16 protein-coding genes and 1 pseudogene are annotated in these 17844 nt (G+C 70.5%); 8 read left to right on the top strand and 9 right to left on the bottom strand.

Annotated elements, in window-relative coordinates; all coding sequences use genetic code 11:
- Together BKE41_RS17560 and BKE41_RS31680 are read left to right on the top strand one after the other, a co-directional pair.
- Positions 1 to 264: a hypothetical protein gene (locus BKE41_RS17560; RefSeq protein WP_012320238.1), complete on the top strand. Its 264-nt coding sequence runs from the start codon at positions 1 to 3 to the stop codon at positions 262 to 264.
- Positions 265 to 466: 202 nt separating this feature from the next.
- Positions 467 to 754, top strand: a complete 288-nt coding sequence (locus tag BKE41_RS31680; protein WP_024829391.1) for a hypothetical protein — start codon at positions 467 to 469, stop codon at positions 752 to 754.
- A gap of 407 nt (positions 755 to 1161) precedes the next feature.
- On the opposite strand, the gene BKE41_RS17570 is transcribed toward BKE41_RS31680, so the two are convergent.
- Positions 1162 to 2943 (bottom strand): EAL domain-containing protein, encoded by a 1782-nt coding sequence (locus BKE41_RS17570; protein ID WP_070999918.1) that lies wholly within the window; start codon positions 2941 to 2943, stop codon positions 1162 to 1164.
- An 877-nt stretch (positions 2944 to 3820) separates the two neighbouring features.
- On the opposite strand from BKE41_RS17570, the pseudogene BKE41_RS32180 reads away from it, so the two are divergent.
- Positions 3821 to 3967: pseudogene (locus BKE41_RS32180) on the top strand (flagellar protein); the annotation flags it as partial.
- Between the two features lie 462 nt (positions 3968 to 4429).
- Here BKE41_RS32180 and BKE41_RS17575 read toward each other — a convergent pair.
- Together BKE41_RS17575 and BKE41_RS17580 are read right to left on the bottom strand one after the other, a co-directional pair.
- Complete coding sequence (locus BKE41_RS17575; protein ID WP_012320241.1) at positions 4430 to 5293, bottom strand: porin family protein; 864 nt, start codon at positions 5291 to 5293, stop codon at positions 4430 to 4432.
- Positions 5294 to 5506: 213 nt separating this feature from the next.
- Positions 5507 to 5887: a hypothetical protein gene (locus tag BKE41_RS17580; RefSeq protein ID WP_012320242.1), complete on the bottom strand. Its 381-nt coding sequence runs from the start codon at positions 5885 to 5887 to the stop codon at positions 5507 to 5509.
- 536 nt (positions 5888 to 6423) lie between these two features.
- Here BKE41_RS17580 and BKE41_RS17585 point away from each other — a divergent pair.
- On the top strand, positions 6424 to 7131 hold the full coding sequence (locus BKE41_RS17585) for a GntR family transcriptional regulator (protein ID WP_070999919.1): 708 nt from the start codon (positions 6424 to 6426) through the stop codon (positions 7129 to 7131).
- Between the two features lie 9 nt (positions 7132 to 7140).
- On the opposite strand, the gene BKE41_RS17590 is transcribed toward BKE41_RS17585, so the two are convergent.
- A complete protein-coding gene (locus BKE41_RS17590) occupies positions 7141 to 7557 on the bottom strand; it encodes a nuclear transport factor 2 family protein (RefSeq protein WP_012320244.1) in 417 nt (138 codons plus the stop codon).
- Positions 7558 to 7754: 197 nt separating this feature from the next.
- Here BKE41_RS17590 and BKE41_RS17595 point away from each other — a divergent pair, with 197 nt between their 5' ends.
- From BKE41_RS17595 to BKE41_RS17610, 4 genes are read left to right on the top strand one after another with little or no spacing between them, the layout of a single operon-like run.
- The gene (locus BKE41_RS17595; protein ID WP_043074107.1) at positions 7755 to 8936 is read left to right on the top strand and encodes an ABC transporter substrate-binding protein; all 1182 of its coding nucleotides are present in this window, start codon (positions 7755 to 7757) and stop codon (positions 8934 to 8936) included.
- 8 nt (positions 8937 to 8944) lie between these two features.
- Positions 8945 to 9814: a branched-chain amino acid ABC transporter permease gene (locus BKE41_RS17600; RefSeq protein ID WP_070999920.1), complete on the top strand. Its 870-nt coding sequence runs from the start codon at positions 8945 to 8947 to the stop codon at positions 9812 to 9814.
- 4 nt (positions 9815 to 9818) lie between these two features.
- Positions 9819 to 12287 carry an ATP-binding cassette domain-containing protein gene (locus BKE41_RS17605; RefSeq protein WP_070999921.1) on the top strand — a complete coding sequence of 823 codons (2469 nt, stop codon included), beginning with the start codon at positions 9819 to 9821 and terminating at the stop codon, positions 12285 to 12287.
- An 11-nt stretch (positions 12288 to 12298) separates the two neighbouring features.
- On the top strand, positions 12299 to 13189 hold the full coding sequence (locus tag BKE41_RS17610) for a polysaccharide deacetylase family protein (RefSeq protein WP_070999922.1): 891 nt from the start codon (positions 12299 to 12301) through the stop codon (positions 13187 to 13189).
- A 33-nt stretch (positions 13190 to 13222) separates the two neighbouring features.
- Here BKE41_RS17610 and BKE41_RS17615 read toward each other — a convergent pair whose 3' ends face one another.
- The 5 genes from BKE41_RS17615 to solA all read right to left on the bottom strand — a co-directional run bounded on the left by BKE41_RS17615 (position 13223) and on the right by solA (position 17719).
- Entirely contained in the window at positions 13223 to 14002 is a 780-nt protein-coding gene (locus tag BKE41_RS17615) for an amino acid ABC transporter ATP-binding protein (protein WP_012320249.1), read from the bottom strand.
- Positions 14003 to 14006: 4 nt separating this feature from the next.
- Positions 14007 to 14858, bottom strand: a complete 852-nt coding sequence (locus tag BKE41_RS17620; RefSeq protein ID WP_070999923.1) for an amino acid ABC transporter permease — start codon at positions 14856 to 14858, stop codon at positions 14007 to 14009.
- Entirely contained in the window at positions 14855 to 15604 is a 750-nt protein-coding gene (locus tag BKE41_RS17625; RefSeq protein ID WP_012320251.1) for an amino acid ABC transporter permease, read from the bottom strand. The genes BKE41_RS17620 and BKE41_RS17625 overlap by 4 nt, the downstream gene beginning before the upstream one ends.
- Before the next feature lie 37 nt (positions 15605 to 15641).
- Positions 15642 to 16484, bottom strand: coding sequence for a transporter substrate-binding domain-containing protein (locus BKE41_RS17630; protein WP_012320252.1), 843 nt, complete (start codon positions 16482 to 16484; stop codon positions 15642 to 15644).
- Positions 16485 to 16555: 71 nt separating this feature from the next.
- Positions 16556 to 17719 (bottom strand): N-methyl-L-tryptophan oxidase, encoded by a 1164-nt coding sequence (solA, locus tag BKE41_RS17635; RefSeq protein WP_043074128.1) that lies wholly within the window; start codon positions 17717 to 17719, stop codon positions 16556 to 16558.
- Positions 17720 to 17844 lie beyond the last annotated feature (125 nt).

Here is a 17844-nt window from a genome sequence, read left to right on the forward strand (position 1 = left end):
GTGATCGCGGCGGAGATCCGCGTCCTCCCGGTCCGGCCCCGCGGCTCGGACCAGTCCGCCGGCTGCGCGCGGATCTCGTCGCCGCGCACGCGCGCGGCGAGGATCTCGGCTCGCGCTCCGCACATCCAGGGCTGCGGAGAGCGGCTGCCCGAACTCAGCCACGTGTTCGAGCAGGCCATCGGCGGGATGGATCAGTCGCTGGACGACCTCACGCTGCGGGATCCGGGAACGGGCGCAGCCCTCCGGCACCTGCTCGGCTCCTGATCGCGACCGCGACCCCAATCGGTCACGGCGTCGCGCACCCCGACTCAGGGAAGCCGGCTTGGGCGGGCTGCTGTTCGTCTCCGACGACCTGTCCCGCACCGAGCGTCTGGCGCGCGACGTCGATCCGGCCCGGCCGTGAAGCACCCACGACCTCTATGACGAGGCCGCGCCGGCGGCCGGAGCCGACCTCGTCGTCGGCGACGTGGCGCAACTCACGTCGCACGCGATCGTGCGCCTGCGACGGATACTGGCGCCGGCCCGCGACACGGGCGCGCCGTCGCCGCTCCTGATCCACGGCAACGCCGCGCCGACCGAGGCCCTGGCGCGGCTGCTGGGTACGAGCGAGACCCTCCCGGCCGCGTCGGCGGTGAGAATCGTGCAGGACAGGATCGATCGGCTCCGGGATCAGGGCGGCTCCGCCGCCGCGGCCGGGCTGACGGAGGTGGCCCGGCCGTTCCCGTCGAGACCTTCTTCTCCGGCCGGACGGTGACGCCCGGCCTCGATGAGGCCACCCATCGGCACTGCCTGCGGGTGACGGGCCTCGCGGCCGCCTTCGCGATCGAGCTGGGCTTCGGCGATCTCGACGCCTACCGCCTGACCGAGGCCGCGCGGCCGCACGATGTCGGGAAGACGAAGATCCCGCTGTCGATCCTCAACAAGCCGGGGCTGCTGACCGCGCGGCGGCCCTACCGACCGTCGATGTCGGATGAAGTGGCCTGCGGCCTCCTGCGATCGATGTCCGGCAACCTGGATCCCGCCTTCGTGGAGACCTTCCGTCCCGTGATGACCGCCTTCGACCTGAGCGGCGCGGCTCCGGCGCGCCCGCTCGATGACCCGTCTCCGGCCCGGTGGCGTTACGGAGACGCGGGTCCGAGGCCCCGCGGATGGCCGATCGGATCACCATCGATGCGTCGGCAGGCCCGCGCGCGACAGCGACGCCTGCGGCTGCGGACGTCCCAGGAGATAGCCCTGAACCTGCCCGACACCCTCGGCCCGCGCGAGTTCCAGCTGCTGCGCCGTCTCGACGCCCTCGACCACCGTCGTGATGCCGAGGCTGACCCCCAGCCCCGCCACCGCCCGGATGATGGCGCGCGCGTCGGCGCTCGTCTCGGCCTCGCTCATGAACGAGCGATCGATCTTGATCTTGTCGATCGGGCACCGGCGCAGATAGCTCAGGGACGAGTACCCGGTGCCGAAATCGTCCATGGCGATCCGGATGCCGGCGCCGTGGAGCGTGGCGAGATTCTCCCGCGTCGCCTCGCTCTCCTCCAGCAGCGACGTCTCGGTGATCTCGACCTCCAGCCGCGCCGCGGCCAGACCGGTCTCCGCCAGCACGGCGAGCACTTCCGCGCCGAACCCCTTCTGACGCATCTGGACGCTGGAGACGTTGACGGCGACGTCGACGCTCTCGGGCCACGCCAGGGCATCCCGGCAGGCGCGCTCCAGGACCCAGCGGCCGAGCGGCAGGATGAGACCGGTCTCCTCGGCCAGGGGGATGAAGGACAGCGGCGGGACCAGGCCGCGCGTGGGATGGCGCCAGCGCACCAGCGCCTCGACGCAGGCGACATGCCCGTCGCGGGCATCGACGAGGGTCTGATAGTGCAGCTCGAACTGATCCGCCGCCAGGGCGGCCTGGAGGTCGGCCTCGATCTGGCGGCGCGCCTCGAAGGCCTCGGACATGCTGGCCTCGAAGACGCTGAAGACGCCGCGCCCCTCGGTCTTCGAGTGCCGCAGGGCGAGATCGGCGTCGTGCAGCAACGGGTCCATGTCCAGGTCCTGCACCGCGCGGATCGCGAGGCCGATGCTGGCGCCGGTATGGACGCGCCCGCTCGCGAGATCGAACGGCTCCGACAGGACGTTGACGAGGCGCTGGGCGGTCGACGTCGCGGCGGCCGCGTCGACGACCCTGTGGACCAGCGCGAACTCGTCGCCGCCGAGGCGGGCCACGACGTCACCCCGCCGCGTGTTCCTCCGCAGCCGCGCGGCGACCTCCTGCAGGAGCTCGTCGCCGGCGGCATGTCCGTAGGTGTCGTTGACGAATTTGAACCGGTCGAGGTCGATGTAATACATGGCGAGCAGCGGTCGCTCGTCGTTCTGCGCCGCGATCAGATCTCGGTAGCCCTGGCGCATCGCCCGCGTGTTGGCGAGGTCGGTCAGGGCGTCGTGATGGGCCAGGTGGGCGATGCGCTCCGCACTCCGCCGCTGCTCGGTGATGTCCTCGAATGTCGAGACCCAGCCGCCGCCGTCCATGACCCGGTGATTGATCGCCAGCGTGCGCCCGTCGCAGAGTTCGCGCGTGATCGGCGCGGGCTCGGCGGCCTGAAGGGCGGCGCGGGTGCTGCGCTCGATCTCCGCGACGGTGACCTCCGGCGAGTAGAGGCCGCGCGCGACCAGAGCTGAGCAGATCGCGTGCTGGGCCATGCCCGTGAGGACCATGTCCTGCGGGATGTTGAAGATATCGCGGTAGCGCTTGTTCGACACGACGAGGCGGGACTGCGCGTCGAACATGCACAGGCCCTGGTTCATGTTCTGCAGCGCGCCCTCGAACAGGCGGATCTGCTCCGAGAGGGCCGCGTTCAGCGCCGCGAGCCGGTCGATGCCCTCGGCTCTCGGCCGCAGAACCGGAACGCACTGCGAACTGTCCGAAGTCTCGCTGCGCCGGAGACTGGTATGCGGCACGATGATGTCCTCGAGTGGGAAAGGGGCGCCGAGCCGCGCGGGGCGGCGCGATCGGTCGGGCGCTAAGCGATCGTCCGGGAGGCCGCCGCGCAGGTCTGGCGTGTGACCGCCTCGAGCGCCGGGATCGTCGGTGCGATCGGCGGATGGCGGGCGGCCCGTGATCGCGGACCGGACCCGGTGGGCTGGGACAAACCCGTCACGCGCGTGATCCCGAATTAGAGCCGTGCAGAAGGAACATGTCGGATGCAGGAACAAGAGACCGCTGTCGATACATCCTCTACGTAAGTACATCACGTTCCGAATTGCAAGCGCGCCACTATTTTGAAAGCGAAGCATTTTAACAAATATCGACGGAAATTTACATTAGGAGTAGAATTTTGGCCCGAGACCACTACCGTCATGCGAAATTCTCGATCTGCCGATAGGGGACCTCGACGCACTTCTCGTCGCCGATCATCCGGCTTTGGCCGCTCATGGATCGGCGGAGGGCCGTGAGGTTGCCTGCGGCCCCGTCCCTGCATGGCAGCATTGCTTCCGCGCAGAAGCTGGGGACAGGACGACCCCTAAGGATCGGCTTTCTCTCGCGGGGCTCGACTTTGATGAGGGTCAGTCGCCCGTCTCGCGGTGTCGGGCGCCAGATCGTGCGGCCCGGACCCTGGACAGACGGGCCCTGACCCCGGATTGGTCCGGTATCCTCCGACCTCCCTCGGGGCCCGGCATCCCAGGGCCAGCATCAAATCAACCAGCAGTAGACATCTTCGGCGAGTTCTGGGTAAAACCGTTCTCACGGCCTATTTACTTTGCCACAACCTTTCACGGCCATTCGGACACATCAGTGACATCGAATTTTAGGCCTGAGATCGCGCAGGCACGAGGAACGGGTTCATCAAATCACCCGACAGACGCCGAGTTGAGCCGGGATTCGGCGAACTCGCAGGCGCTGTCGACCCGCCAGTCGGTGAGCATGTTGGCCCTGTCGCTGGCCAGATCCGCCCAGCAGGGCATCTTCCTGCTCCTGCGGTAACAGCGTCACGCCGATTCCGACGATCGACCCGGCGGCCAGGGCGACGCCCAGCCGCTTCTCCATGTCGTCCGAAATCTCGCCGACGTCGGTCCGCATTCTCCGCGTCGAACAGCGACACGCGGTCGGACACCGGGGTCGAGCGCGGCCCATGCCCGTGGCGCGGATGGCCGTCCCAGGATCGACACGGCCCGCGCGGCGCGACGGTGCGCAGGTGCGCGAGGACGGCAACCCCGCGCGACCCGGTCCCGATGCGCGTCCCGGACCGCGGAGGGCCCTTCGAACGAAAGCCCCGGGAGCGGTCGGCTCCCGGGGCTCTGTCGACCTCGCGCCAGTTTGATCGGGCTGGGGATGCAAGGATCGAACGAAGGTCATCGCCGCCGCGCGGCGACCGGCATGCAGAGGACCAGTCCCATGCCGAGCCGCCGCGCGGGCCGATGCCAACCCTCGAGGCGCGGGTTCGGCTCAGTACGAGCCGAACTTGTAGTTCAGGCCGGCGCGGACGACGGCGAACTCGGTCCCGGCGGCGGCGCCGTTGAGGTAGGCGACGCCGCGCGGCGGCAGCAGGTTCGGGATGAAGACGCCGCTGGCAGTGTTCTTCTGGCGGTCGAGGTTCACGTACAGGCCTTCGACCTTCAGGGTGACGGCCGAGGAGCGGAAGAAGTTCAGGAACGAGTCGGTGGGCAGGGCGTACTCGACGCCGCCGCCGACCGCGTAGCCGTTGCGGAAGCTGCTGCGGAAGTTGCGGCCGGCGAAGGTCTGGTCGTCCTGGCCCGAGCCGTAGGCGTAGCCGCCGGTGCCGTACACGAGGGTGCGGTCGAAGGCGTAGCCGAGGCGACCGCGGGCGGTGCCGAAGTAATCCAGCCCGTTGCCGCTGGTCGCCACGTAGGCGCGCGGCGCCGAGAAAGCGAAGCCCGGGGTGCCGGTCAGCCCATAGTTGAGCGTGCCGTTGGCGCGGCGGGCGAAGTCGACGTACTGGGCGTCGGCCTCGAAACCGACCACGATGCCCGAGCCCGGGGTCAGCTGCCAGTTGTAGCCGATCTGGGCGCCGCCCGAGAAGCCATTGTTGTTACTGCGGTTGTTGACGCTGACCACCGCGTTGGTGTCGGGCGAGTTCGCCAGCGTGCCGCCGCGCAGGGCGTAGTTGGTGGTGTTGCGGCTGTTGGCGTCGAAGCCGTAGCCGGCGTTCACGCCGACGTAGAAGCCGGTCCAGGTGAACACCGGCACCGGCGTGAACACCGGCGGCGGAACACGACGCGGCAGGTCGGCAGCGGAAGCCGCGGCGGTGAGGGCAGTGAAGGCGGCCAGAGAGGCCAGAATCTTGGTCATGTCTGCGCAGTTTCCGTTGGTGCCATTGAGTGGCGATGACTTATCAGGCGCGCTTCATTGACGATGTAACGCACCGGCAACACTTTGCATGTCTTCAGGGATTGAATTACATAGAGTTACCAACTCCTCAACGTCCATAATCTACTCAAAGAATAGAAGTCACAAACCACATCGTCTTTGAGTTGTGCTTCGCGCGGGTCCGGGCCGGACGGCTCAGCGGCGCGCGGGCTGCGGCTCGAAGTCGAGACCGCAGCGCTTCTCGGCGGAAGCCTGCTCCAGCGCCTTCACCTCGCCCTTGAGCCGCGCGAGTTCGGCCGTCTGGTGATTGTCGCCGTCGATGAACAGGAGCGCCGGCAGGAACACCACGGCGCCGACCGTCGTGGCGACCTGATCGCCGCGGCGCTTCTCGTCCTGCGCCCCGGCAGCCTGCGCGGCGCGCACCGAGACGCGGCCGGCCTCCTCGCGGATCTGGGTGCAGGACAGGTTGCTGTACTGGATCGGCGACACGTACGTCGCGGCGACCTTGTCGGAAGAGGTCGCGCAGGCACCGCACAGGATGCCCACGACCACGGATGGAAGAACGATTTGCTTCATGACCCCGCCCCCGCACGATCGTCGTCGCGATCTTTCGCGCGACCTCGACGTCGTCTGCGTCCGCGGAGGTCCGTAAGGTCCGATCCGTGAAGCCGCTGTAGCTGGCCCTACACACCGCGGATCATACCCGTGTTTTGGGACGCAGAAGACCGATTTTGAGACAGAGCGTCCTGCCGAACACCGAGCGGACATTTGGCGACATCGCGATCGCGCGGCCGCCCATGGCGAGGGATCAGGTCGGAGGATCGGCGACACTTTGTTCACGATCCCCGTACGGCCCGCACGACGCGGGCCGTCGGCGAGTCGGCAGACGCGCATCCGCGATGGCTATGTGGCCGCCCGCGCCGCCCGATCGACGGTCTTTCCGGGCTCCGGGCGGTCGCCGCCGGCGCTGGCGCGACCGTTGCACACCCGGCATCAGGTCTGCGAAGAGCCGATCGGGCACAGGCCCGACGCGTCGCGATGGATCGCACCCGAGGGAGGATCATGACGGTTCAGTCCGCGCGGATACGGGCGACAGAGTCCAGGCGCCGTCCATGAAGGCGGCGGACGAGGGCGATCGCGTGGGCGCGATCTGCCAGGCCCTGCGACGGGCCATCGTGGAACGGGCGCTCGCCCCCGGAGACCGCCTGCCGGAGGATGCCCTGGGCGAGCGCTTCGGGGTCAGCCGCACCATCGCGCGGCAAGCCCTGCTGCGGCTCGCCGGCGAGGGCTTGGTCGACCTGCGCCGCAACCGCATCGCCGTCGTGGCGACGCCGAGCTGGGAGGAGGCGCGCGACACCTTCGACGTGCGCCTCGGCCTGGAGCGGCTCGTGGTGCGCCGCCTCGCCGGACAGCTCAGTCCGGACCAGCGCCAGGTTCTGCTGGACCAGATCGCCCGCGAGGAGGCCGCCCGGGGCGGGCCCGAGGCGCTGTCGATCCGCCTCGCCACCGAGTTCCACCTGATGCTCGCCGAGATGACCGGCAGCGCCGTGCTGACCCGCTACGTCGCCGAACTCGGCTATCGCTGCGCCCTGATCCTGTCCCTCTACAGCCGGCCGCACTCCTCGGACTGCGCCGTGAGCGAGCACCGCGACATCGTCGCCGCCCTGGTCGCGGGCGATGCCGAGCGCGCCGCCACGCTCATGGACCACCACCTCGACGCCGTCGCCGAGCGGGCGCGCATCGTGCCGCCGACCCCGCGCGAGCGCGATCTCGCCCGCCTGCTGGCGCCCTACGTCGCGGGTGCCGGCCGCGGAGCCTGACCTCCCGCCTCAGGCCGTGAGGCCGTGCTTCGTCAGCAGGCGCTCGGCGCTGTCGTTCCAGACCTCCATGCCGACGATCAGGCCGTCGCGCACGGTGAAACGGTCGACGTAGCGGTTGCCCTCGAAGGGCGTGCCGTCCGGCCACGCACCGTACAGGGTGCCGAGGCTGTAGACCGTGGTGACGCCGTCGCCCGGGACCACGTCCAGCCGCTCCATCCGCTTCTTCACCCAGGCGTAGCGGCCGGCATTGAAGGCCGTGACCTCGGACGGATGGTTGAAGACCCGGGCGCCGGTGAACACGATCCGGGTGCCCGGCGCCATGTAGCGCGCGGCCGTCTCGGGATCCGGCACCATCGAAGCTTCGAGATAGGCGGTGACGTTGGCGGCGTCGCGCGCGGTCGCGGCATCGTGGGTCACGTCGGTCATGGCAGGCCTCCTGTCGGCCCTAACGTGCCGCAAAAGCCTCTTCTGTGCATGCAGGAAGTGTATGCACTTTGATCGACGATTGAGCACAGATTGCCTTCGGTGCAGCACGCACGGTCACGTGCGGGCGGCGAAGCTTCGATTTTTCAGTGGCATGGAGGTTGCGGTCGGCTGGGCTGCCCCGCCCCTCGGAGACAGCCATGGCCTCCTTCCTGCCCCCGACCCTGCGCCGCATCGCCGTGACGACGAGCGCCCTGCTCGGCCTCGCCGTCTCGGCCGCGCAGGCGGCCGACACCGTCAAGATCGGCCTCGTGACCGCCCTGAGCGGCCAGTCCGCGAAATCCGGCGAGGCGATCTCCCGCGGGATCGGGCTCGCGATCGACGAGATCAACGCCAAGGGCGGCGTCCTCGGGCGCCCCCTCGAGCTCGTGGCCCGCGACGACGAGGCCAACCCGTCCAAGGGCGTGCTGGCGACCCGCGAGCTGATCCAGCGGGTCGGCGTCGTCGCGGTGGTCGGCGGCCTCGACACGCCGGTCTCGATGGCGATCGTGCCGATCGCCAACCAGATGAAGGTGCCGTTCATCGGCCCGTGGGCGGCCGGGACCGGCATCACCCGCAACGGCGCCGCCGACAATTACGCCTTCCGGGTCTCCGCGGTCGACGCCCTCGTCGACGAGGCGCTGGTATCCTACGCGGTGAAGACCTACGGGGCGAAGAAGCCCGGCATGATCCTCGTCAACAACGCCTGGGGCGAGTCGAACCAGAAGGGCCTCAAGGACGCCCTCCAGGCAGCCAACCTGCCGGCGGCCGGCATCGAGAAGTACGAGGCCAACGACGTCGACATGGTGCCCCAGCTGTCCCGGCTGAAGGAGGCCGGCGCCGACGCGCTGTTCCTCGTCGGCAATGTCGGCCCCTCGGCCCAGGTGGTGAAATCCCTCGACCGGATGGGCTGGTCGGTGCCGGTCGTCTCGCACTGGGGCCCGGCCGGCGGGCGCTTCGACGAGCTCGCCGGCCCGAGCGCCGGCAAGGTCCACTTCATCCAGACCTTCACCTTCGCGGGCAACGCGTCGCCGAAGGCGAGCGCGGTGCTCGATGCGCTCAAGGCCAAGTACCCGGCGATCAAGTCGATGGCCGACGTCACCCCCGCCGTCGGCATCGCCAACGCCTACGACGCCACGCATCTGCTGGCGCTCGCCATCCAGGCCGCCGGCTCGACCGAGGGCCCGAAGGTCCGCGACGGCTTCTACAAGATCGGCACCTATCCGGGCCTGATCAAAACCTACGACAAGCCCTTCGCCCCCGGCCAGCACGACGCGTTGGGACCGAACGATTACGTGTTCACCCGCTTCAAGGACGGTGAGATCGTCGCGGTGACCAACTGAGCCCGGCGATGCTGACCTCCATCCTCGTCAGCGGTCTCGGCCTCGGCAGCATGTACGGGCTCGTGGCCCTGGGCTTCCACGTGACCTACGCGGTGTCGGGGACCGTGAACTTCGCGCAGGGGAGCGTCGTCACCCTGGGCGCGGTCCTGGCCTACGCGCTGGGCGTCACCCTCGGCTGGCCGATGCCCGCCGCGATCGTCCTGGCGCTCGCCGGCTGCGCCCTGTTCGGCCTCGTGGTCGAGCGGGCGCTGGTCCGCCCGTTCGTGGCGCGCGGCTCGGATGCGTGGCTCCTGGCGACGGTGGCGGGCGGCATCGTCCTCGACAACACCGTGCTGTTCACCTTCGGCAAGGAGCCGCGGAGCCTGCCCTCGCCGCTGGCCACGAAGCCGGTGGAGATCCTCGGGACCGGCATCTACCCGCTGCAGCTCGTGATCCCGGTCGTCGGGGTCGCGCTCGCCTTCGCGATCCGCACGGTGTTCCGCCGGACCGATCTCGGCCGCGTCCTGCTCGCCGTGGCGCAGAACGCCGACGCCGCCCGGCTGATGGGGATCGACGTGCGCCGCACCGTGGCCTGCGCCTTCGCGCTCTCGGCGGTGCTGGCCGGCATCGCGGGCCTCCTGATCGCGCCGCTGTTCTCGGTCTCGGCCGAGCTCGGCACGCTGTTCGGCCTCAAGGCCTTCGCGGTGGCGATCCTCGGCGGCATCGGCTCCGCCACCGGGGTGATCCTGGCGGGGCTGCTCTACGGCCTCGTCGAGGCCGGCGTCACCGCGACCCTCGGCTCGACCTACACGCAGCTCGTGGTGTTCTCGGTGATCATCCTGGCCCTCACCCTGCGCCCCGACGGCCTGCTCGGCCGCGCCGCGGTCAACAAGGTCTGACGCGATGCACCGTCTGCGCTCGGCCCCGGCGATGCGGCTCGGCATTGCCGGCCTCACCGCCGCCGCGCTCGGCCTCGTCGCGCTGACTGCCGGCTACAGCCACTTCGTGATCGCCCTGGTGGCGCTGACCACGGTGGCGGGGGTCGGCCTCAACGTGCTCCTCGGCCTGACCGGGCTGATCTCCTTCGGCCAGGCCGGCTTCTACGCGATCGGCGCCTACGCCAGCGCGATCCTGACGCTCCACGGCGTCAGCTTCTGGCTGGCGCTCCCGGCGGCGGCCCTGATCGCGGCGCTCGTCGGCGGCCTTGTGGCGGTGCCGGCGATGCGGGTGAAGGGCCCCTACCTCGCCATGCTGACGATCGCCTTCGGCTTCATCGTCGAGCACGGGCTGATCGAGGGCGGGGAGCTGACCGGCGGCCAGAACGGCCTCGTCGTCACCGACCCGCCGACGCTCCTCGGCGAGCCGGTGAGTGCGGCCGGGCTCGCCGTGCTGGCGGTGCTCGCGGCCGGCGCGAGCCTCGCCGGGTTCGACCTCCTCGCCCGCAGCCGCCTCGGCCGGGCGATGCGCGCCGTGCGCGACGCCGACGTCGCCGCGGCGGCTTTGGGCTTCGACCCGGTCCGGGTGAAGACCCTGGCCTTCGCGATCTCCGCCGCCCTCACCGGCCTCGCGGGGGCCGTCCTGCCGCCGCTGATGCTGTTCATTGCGCCGAGCTCGTTCCCGTTCTCGCAGTCGATCCTGTTCGTCCTCTCGGTGATCGTCGGCGGAGCCGGCACGGTGCTCGGCCCGCTCCTCGGGGCCCTCGTCACCGTGCTGCTGCCGGAGGCGCTGTCCGGCCTCGCGGAGTACCGCCTGCTGTTCTTCGGGATCGCGACCCTGGCAGTGCTCTGGCTGGTGCCCTCGGGGCTGGTCGGCAGCCTCGCCCGCCTGCTGCCCCGGGGCCGCGACAATGGGGTCGCCGAGGAGAGCGGAGAGGCGCCGCTGCCCGGCACGGCGGCGCGCGAGGCCCTCGTCCTCGATGGGATCGGCATCCGCTTCGGCGGCATCACGGCGGCGGAAGGCGTCGACCTCACCGCCCGGCCCGGCGCGGTCACCAGCGTGATCGGCCCGAACGGGGCCGGCAAGACGACCGTGCTCAACATGGTCTCGGGCTTCTACCGCCCGAGCGCCGGGGCGATCCGGCTCGGCGAACGCGATCTCGCCGGGCGGCCGGCGCATGTCGTCGCCCGCGCCGGCATCGCGCGCACCTACCAGACCACGCGGCTGTTCGGCTCGCTGACCGTGGTCGACAACGTCGCCCTCGGATCCGCGCCGGGCCGGCTCTGGCGCCGCGCCAGCGCGGGGGACCGCCGGACGGCCGCGTCGCTCCTCGCCTTCGTCGGCTACCGCGGCGCCCTCGACCGCCCGGCCGCCGAGCTGCCCCATGTCGACCGGCGTCTCGTGGAGATCGCCCGGGCGCTCGCCGGCGGCCCCGCGGCGCTGCTCCTCGACGAGCCCGCCGCCGGCCTGTCGCGGGCCGACACCGACCGGCTGGCCCGTCTGATCCGCCGGATCGCCGACAGCGGCGTCGCGGTGGTGCTGGTCGAGCACGACATGCCGCTGGTGATGGGCATCTCCGACCACATCCTGGTCATGGATGCCGGACGCCCGATCGCGCGGGGCACGCCCGCCGAGATCCGGCGCGACCCGGCGGTGCTGCGCGCCTATCTCGGCGGCGCCGACACGCCGGCCCGGCCGCGGGGCGCGCCGTGGCAGGGGCCGGCGGACACCGTCCTCTCGGTCCTCGACCTGACCGCCGGCTACGGCGCTGCGCCGGTCCTCGACGGCGTCCATCTCGACGTGCGGCCGGGCGAGACCGTCGCCCTTTTGGGCGCGAACGGCGCCGGCAAGTCCACGGCCATGCGGGCGCTGGCGGGGCTGCTGCGCCCGGTCGCGGGCGCGATCGTATTTGACGACCGGCGCGTCGAGGCTCTACCCGCCCACAGGATCGCCCGCGCTGGGCTCGTCCTGGTGCCGGAGGGCCGGCAGGTCTTCCCGGAGCTCAGCGTCGTCGAGAACATCCGCCTCGGCGCCTTCGGGCGCGGGACGCCGATCGACCCGGCCGAGGTGGAGCGCCTGCTCGACCGGTTCCCCCGGCTGCGCGACCGGGCGGGGAGCCGGGCGGGCCTGCTCTCCGGCGGCGAGCAGCAGATGCTGGCCATCGCCCGCGGGTTGATGGCGCATCCGCGCATCCTGCTCCTCGACGAGCCGTCGCTGGGCCTCGCCCCGGCGATGATCAACGCCCTCTACGCCACCGTGGCGGAGCTGCGCGACGAGGGCGTCACCATCCTGATCGTCGACCAGATGGCGGCGCTGGCCCTCACGGTCGCCGATCGCGGCTACGTGCTGGAGCAGGGCCGGGTCGTCGCGCGGGGAACCGCCGCGGAGCTGTCGGCGGACAAGGGGCTGGAAGCGGCCTATCTCGGTGCGGCGTAACGGGGGCCACGATGGACACGAATGCCGGACACGGCCGCTACGGCTACAGCGCCCTCCCCGACCGGCCGGTCTACGACTGGCCGGAGGGCAAGCGGCTGGCCGTTTATCTCGGGCTGAACCTCGAGACCTTCGCGTTCGGCGAGGGCCTCGGCGCCGAGCTGGCCCCGGGCGGCCCGCAGCCGGACGTGCTCAACTACGCGTGGCGCGACTGGGGCAACCGGGTCGGCGCCTGGCGGATCGCCGCGATGCTGGACGAACTGGCGATGCCCGCGAGCGTGCTCGTCAACAGCAACCTGTACCGGGACTGCCCCGGGCTGATCGAGGCGTTCCGGGCGCGGGGCGACGAGATCGTCGGCCACGGACGCACCAACGCCGAGCGGCAGGGCACCCTCGACGAGGACTCGGAGCGGGCGCTGATCGCCGAGACGACCCGGGTGATCGCCGCGCAGGAGGGCCGCCCGCCCGCCGGCTGGCTCGGGCCCTGGATCTCGCAGTCGCGGGTGACGCCCGACCTGCTCGCCGAGGCCGGCTACCGCTACCTGCTCGACTGGGACCACGACGACCAGCCCACTTGGTTCGCGACCCGCGGCGGCGGCCGGATCCTGACGGTGCCCTACCCGCAGGAACTCAACGACATCCCCGCCATCGTCGCCCGCAAGGAGACGGGCCGCCAGTTCGCCGACGCCATCGTCGACGCCTTCGACGAGATGCTGGAGCAGGCGCGAGCCGCACCCCTGGTCATGGGCATCGCGCTCCATCCCTACATCGTCGGGCGGCCGCACCGGATACGGCCCCTGCGGCGGGCGCTCCGGCACATCGTCGACCGGCGCGCCGACATCTGGCTCACCACCGCGGGGGCGATCGCCGACCACATCGTGGCGCGGGAGGCCGGGCCGCGCTGACGCGGTCCGGACCCCGGGGCCGACCCGGCGAGCTCAGAGCACCTGCGACAGGAACCGGCGCGTGCGCTCGTCCCGTGCGGAAGCGAAGAAGGTCGCGGGCGGCCCGTGCTCGACGATCACGCCGCGGTCGGTGAAGTAGATATGGTCGGCGACGTCGCGGGCGAAGTTCATCTCGTGCGTGACGAGCATGCAGGTCATGCCCTCCTCGGCGAGCTCCCGGATCGTCACCAGCACCTCCTTGACCGTCTCCGGATCGAGAGCGGCGGTGACCTCGTCGAACAGCATCACGTCCGGCCGCATCGCCAGCGAGCGGGCGATGGCCACGCGCTGCTGCTGGCCGCCGGACAGCTCGCCCGGATAGGCGTTCTCCTTGCCGGCGAGCCGCACCTTGGCGAGGAGCGCCCGCGCCCGAGCCTCGACCTCGCGCCTGTCCTGCCCGAGGACGTGGATGGGGGCCATCATCACGTTCTGAAGCGCGGTCTTGTGCGGGAACAGGTTGTACTGCTGGAACACCATGCCGACCTTGCGGCGCAGCGCCAGCTTGTCGAGCCGGGGATCGGTGACGTCGATCCCCTCGACCTCGATCGAGCCCGCGCTGACCGGCACCAGCGCGTTGACGCAGCGGATCAGCGTCGACTTGCCCGAGCCCGATGGGCCGATGATACAGACCACCTCGCCCTTGCGCACGTCGAAGCTGATCCCCTTCAGCACCTCGAAGGTCCCGAAGGACTTGTGCACGCCGGCGATGCGGACGATCGGCTGATCGGGGGTCCAGGTCGGGGACGGGGTGGCGGCCAGGGTCGCGCGCGTCATGGTCTCAGCGGGTCTCGAAGCGGCGTTCCAGGGCGGCGGTGAACCGGTCGATCGGGTAGCAGTAGAGGAAGAAGCACAGGAGCGCGAAGCCGTAGAGCGGCGCGAACAGCTCGGGGCGGCCGCCCTCGGCGGCGTGCACCTGCGCGGTCAGCGTCAGCATCTCGGTGACGCCGACGATGGAGGCCTGCACGGTCGCCATCGCGATGAGCGAGTAGACGTTCATCCAGGGCGGCAGCATGCGCTTCGCGCATTGGGGCAGGATGATGCGCCATAGCGTCTGCCGCCGGGTGAAGGCCAGCGACTCGGCGGCCTCCCACTGGGTGTTCGGCACCGAGCGCACCGCGCCGCGGACGATCTCGGCGACGTTGGCCATGACCGGCAGGCTGAAGCCGAAGGTCGCCTTCACCCAGTCGGGCAGCGGCACGCGGACGCCGAACACGGTGATCTGGAACGGCACCAGGAACATCACGAAGAACAGCAGCACCAGCCAGGGCACGTTGCGGAAGACCTGCGTGGCGCACCACGCGAGGCGGGGCAGGATCCGCCCCTCGGCCAGCATGGCCAGCCCGAGCCCGATGCCCGCCACGGTCCCGATCGCCATCGCCATCAGCGAGATCGCGACGTTGAAGGCGAAGCCCGTGAGCAGGAGGGGCGCCCACTTGATCACGACCTCCAGCGGCGACAGCGCGGCGGCCCCGCCCTGCGCCCAGGCCGGGACGGCGACGAGGGCGAGCGCGGCGAGCAGCCAGAGATGGGCCGGGCGCAGGCGCGCCGCCGCGCGGTCCTCCGGGAGCGCGAAGGGCAGGAGGACCGGCAGGGCATTCGGCCGCCCGCCCCGCGGATCGGCCGCTTTCATCGGCCGTATCCCGGGATGCGCAGGGCGCGCTCCCAGCGGTGCATGATCCAGACGAGCACGCCGACGAGGACCGCGTAAGTCGCCAGCAGCACCAGCATCATCTCCAGCACGTTCTGCGACTCGGACCAGATCTGCTTGACCGCGTACAGGGTCTCCGGGACCGCGATGGCGTAGGCCAGTGTCGTGGTCTTCAGGAGGTTGATCAGGTTGTTGTTCAGGGCCGGCAGGCAGACGCGCAGGGCCAGCGGCAGGACGACGTACCGGTAGGCCTTGAAGCGGGTGTAGCCCAGGGCCTCGGCGGCCTCGACCGTGGTCCGCGGCACGGCCTCGATGCCCGAGCGGAAGATCTCGACGTTGAACGCGCCCGCGAACAGCGACAGCGAGATGATCGCCCACTGGACATTGTTGAGGATCGGCGCCCGCAGGCCGTCGGCCGAGCGGATGTCCGGGAGCAGCGTCCCGAGGCCGAAGTAGAAGAAGAAGATCTGCACGAGCGGCGGCGTGTTGCGGAACACCACCACGAAGCCGTTGACCAGCGCCCGCAGGACGCGCGACGGCCCGCTCTGCAGGAGCGCGCCCACGGCGCCGATGACGAGGCTGGCCAGGATGGTGCTGATCCCGAGGAGCAGCGTCATCCGCAGGCCGGCCACGTACCGGTCCCAGTCGTAGGGATCGTAGAAGACCGTGAAGTTGAAGCCCGTGGTCTCGTAGAGCTGCTGGAACCACGCCTGGATCGTGGCGATCATCGCGGGCGAACGCTCAAGGCCGTCGTGCAGGCGCGCATCAGTTGGTCGCGTTCTTGTACTTCTCGTGCATCGCCTTCGAGTAAGCGGTCGGCTCGATGCCCCACTTCTTCTCCTCGTTGACGATGAAGCCGGTCTTCATCCAGTCCTTGGTGGCGTCCTCGACGGCGGCCTGGAGCGTGGTGTTGCCCTGCGCCACCGCCATCATCCACGGGGCGTCGAGGATGCCCTTGAGCGGCAGCGCGTAGTTGGCCTTCCAGTCGTCGTCGAGCAGCTTACCCTGCAGCATGCTCTGGTCGTAGACGTAGCCGATGCAGTTGCCCTGCTTGAGCGCGAAGAGCGGCTTCTCCGATCCGTCGAAGGCGACGATCTCCGCTCCGTAGGTCCGCGCGACGTCCTTGTTGTACCACGCTCCCGAGGTGGCGCAGAGCGGCTTGCCCTTGAGCTGCGCCCAGTCGGTGATGCCGGACGACTTGGGCAGCAGGACGTTCACGAAGTCGGAATAGTAGTTCGGGTCGATCGCCTGCACGACGCGGCGGCGCTCCGGCTTGTCCGACAGGGTGGCGATCAGCAGATCGACCTTGCCCTGCTGCAGGAACTCGATCCGGTTGGCCGAGACGACGGGCACGAGCTCGAGCTTCACGCCCAGCCGCTTGGCGAGGTCGGCGGCGAGGTCGGGCTCCAGGCCGATGATCGTCCCGCTCGGGTCGCGGAAGCCGAACGGCTTGTAATCCGCCTTCACGCCGACGATCAGCGTCCCGCGCTTCTTGATCGCGTCGACGCCGTCGGCGGCCGCGGCCCGCCCGGGCAGCGCGACGGTCGACAATGCCGCGAGGGCGGACAGCGCACCGGTGGTCAGAAGGGTGCGGATCGTGAGACGCATCGGGTCTTTCCTGCTCGGGTCGACTGATCTTGGCACGGTTTCAAGCAATCCACGAGCCATTAGCCGGCGCATCAACTGAAACGTGCCAGGGCGAAGGGCGCGAGATCGACGGTGCTGCCGGTCCCGACCAGCTCAGCCGCGACGGCCTCGCCGATGCCGGCCGAGTGCTTGAACCCGTGCCCCGAGCAGGCGGACACCACCCGCACGCGCTCCATCTCGGGATGCCGGTCGATGATGAAGCCGCGGTCGGGGGTGACCGTGTAGACGCAGGCCGCGGCCTGGACGAGCTCCGGAGTCGCGCCGGCCAGCCGGTTCGCGACGCGCAGCCGGTACATCTCGTCGGATTCGGACGGATCGACGCGACGCGCCACCCCGTCGGCGGTGGTGGTGGTGTCGTACTGCTCCGTCGCGACCTTGATGGAGCCGTCGAGCGGCGGGAAGCCGTAGAGGTATTCGGTGTCGCTCGTCCCGTACATCCAGATGAAGACCGGCGAGTGCGGCCCGTAGGCGGTCTCGTCCGCGAGCGCGTACCAGTGCAGGAGCTGCCGGCGGACGGTCAGCAGTCGGTCGAACGGGCTCCCCAGCAGCGGGGCCGTCCAGGCGCCCGCGGCCACGACGGCGCGGTCGGCCAGGATGGTCCCCTCCGCCGTGTCGACGCGGACGCCGCTCCCGTCCTGCTGAAGCCCGACCACCGCGCAGTTCGTGCGGATCTCGGCACCCGCGGCACCCGCGCGGCCGAGCTGCGCCGCGAGGCAGCGCTCCGGGAACACGTAGCCGCCGCCCGGCTCGTAATAGGCCTTCTCGTCGCCCGCGAGGTTGAGGAATTGCGGGAACCGGCGGGCCACCTCCGCGCCGTCGAGCACCTCGTGGACGATGCCGGCGCCCTCAGCGGCGCTGATGGAGCGTCCGACGAAGTCCGGCTTGCCGTGATGCGAGGAGACGCCGTGGCCCGGGGCCATGACGAGCGCCCCGCAGGCGTTCAGCAAAGTCTCGCCGGTCTCGGCCTCCAGCTCGCGCCAGATGCGGTGCGAGGCGGTCACGAAGGGGACGTAGTCAGCGCCCTCGCCGACCGCCTGGCGGGTGATCCGCGTCTCGCCGTGGCTGGACCCGAGGACGTGGGGCGGCGCGAAGCGGTCGAGCCCGATCACCGAGGCGCCCCGTTTCGCCAGCTGGTAGAGCGCGGCGCTGCCCATCGCGCCGAGGCCCAGGACGGCGACATCGTAGCGGCGGCTCACGGCCGGCACGCCCGCTCGCTGCCGGGACGGGACACCGCCGCAGCGCGGAACGGAGGAAGATCGGCAGGTCGAGGCATCCGGGGGCGGTCTCGCGCGGCACAGGAAGACGACACGCAGAATGATGG

Origin of the sequence: Methylobacterium sp. C1, assembly GCF_001854385.1 — a bacterium.
In the GTDB taxonomy this organism is placed as follows: domain Bacteria; phylum Pseudomonadota; class Alphaproteobacteria; order Rhizobiales; family Beijerinckiaceae; genus Methylobacterium; species Methylobacterium radiotolerans.

Bases quoted from the DNA above. Each gene is read 5' to 3' on its own strand.
- BKE41_RS17625 (WP_012320251.1), bottom strand. From the start codon at position 15,604: ATGATCGCCACGATCCAGGCGTGGTTCCAGCAGCTCTACGAGACCACG.
- BKE41_RS17620 (WP_070999923.1), bottom strand. From the start codon at position 14,858: ATGAAAGCGGCCGATCCGCGGGGCGGGCGGCCGAATGCCCTGCCGGTC.
- BKE41_RS17580 (WP_012320242.1), bottom strand. From the start codon at position 5,887: ATGAAGCAAATCGTTCTTCCATCCGTGGTCGTGGGCATCCTGTGCGGT.
- BKE41_RS17600 (WP_070999920.1), top strand. From the start codon at position 8,945: ATGCTGACCTCCATCCTCGTCAGCGGTCTCGGCCTCGGCAGCATGTAC.
- BKE41_RS17615 (WP_012320249.1), bottom strand. From the start codon at position 14,002: ATGACGCGCGCGACCCTGGCCGCCACCCCGTCCCCGACCTGGACCCCC.
- BKE41_RS17595 (WP_043074107.1), top strand. From the start codon at position 7,755: ATGGCCTCCTTCCTGCCCCCGACCCTGCGCCGCATCGCCGTGACGACG.
- BKE41_RS17590 (WP_012320244.1), bottom strand. From the start codon at position 7,557: ATGACCGACGTGACCCACGATGCCGCGACCGCGCGCGACGCCGCCAAC.
- BKE41_RS17610 (WP_070999922.1), top strand. From the start codon at position 12,299: ATGGACACGAATGCCGGACACGGCCGCTACGGCTACAGCGCCCTCCCC.
- BKE41_RS17605 (WP_070999921.1), top strand. From the start codon at position 9,819: ATGCACCGTCTGCGCTCGGCCCCGGCGATGCGGCTCGGCATTGCCGGC.
- BKE41_RS17630 (WP_012320252.1), bottom strand. From the start codon at position 16,484: ATGCGTCTCACGATCCGCACCCTTCTGACCACCGGTGCGCTGTCCGCC.
- BKE41_RS17585 (WP_070999919.1), top strand. From the start codon at position 6,424: ATGAAGGCGGCGGACGAGGGCGATCGCGTGGGCGCGATCTGCCAGGCC.
- BKE41_RS17575 (WP_012320241.1), bottom strand. From the start codon at position 5,293: ATGACCAAGATTCTGGCCTCTCTGGCCGCCTTCACTGCCCTCACCGCC.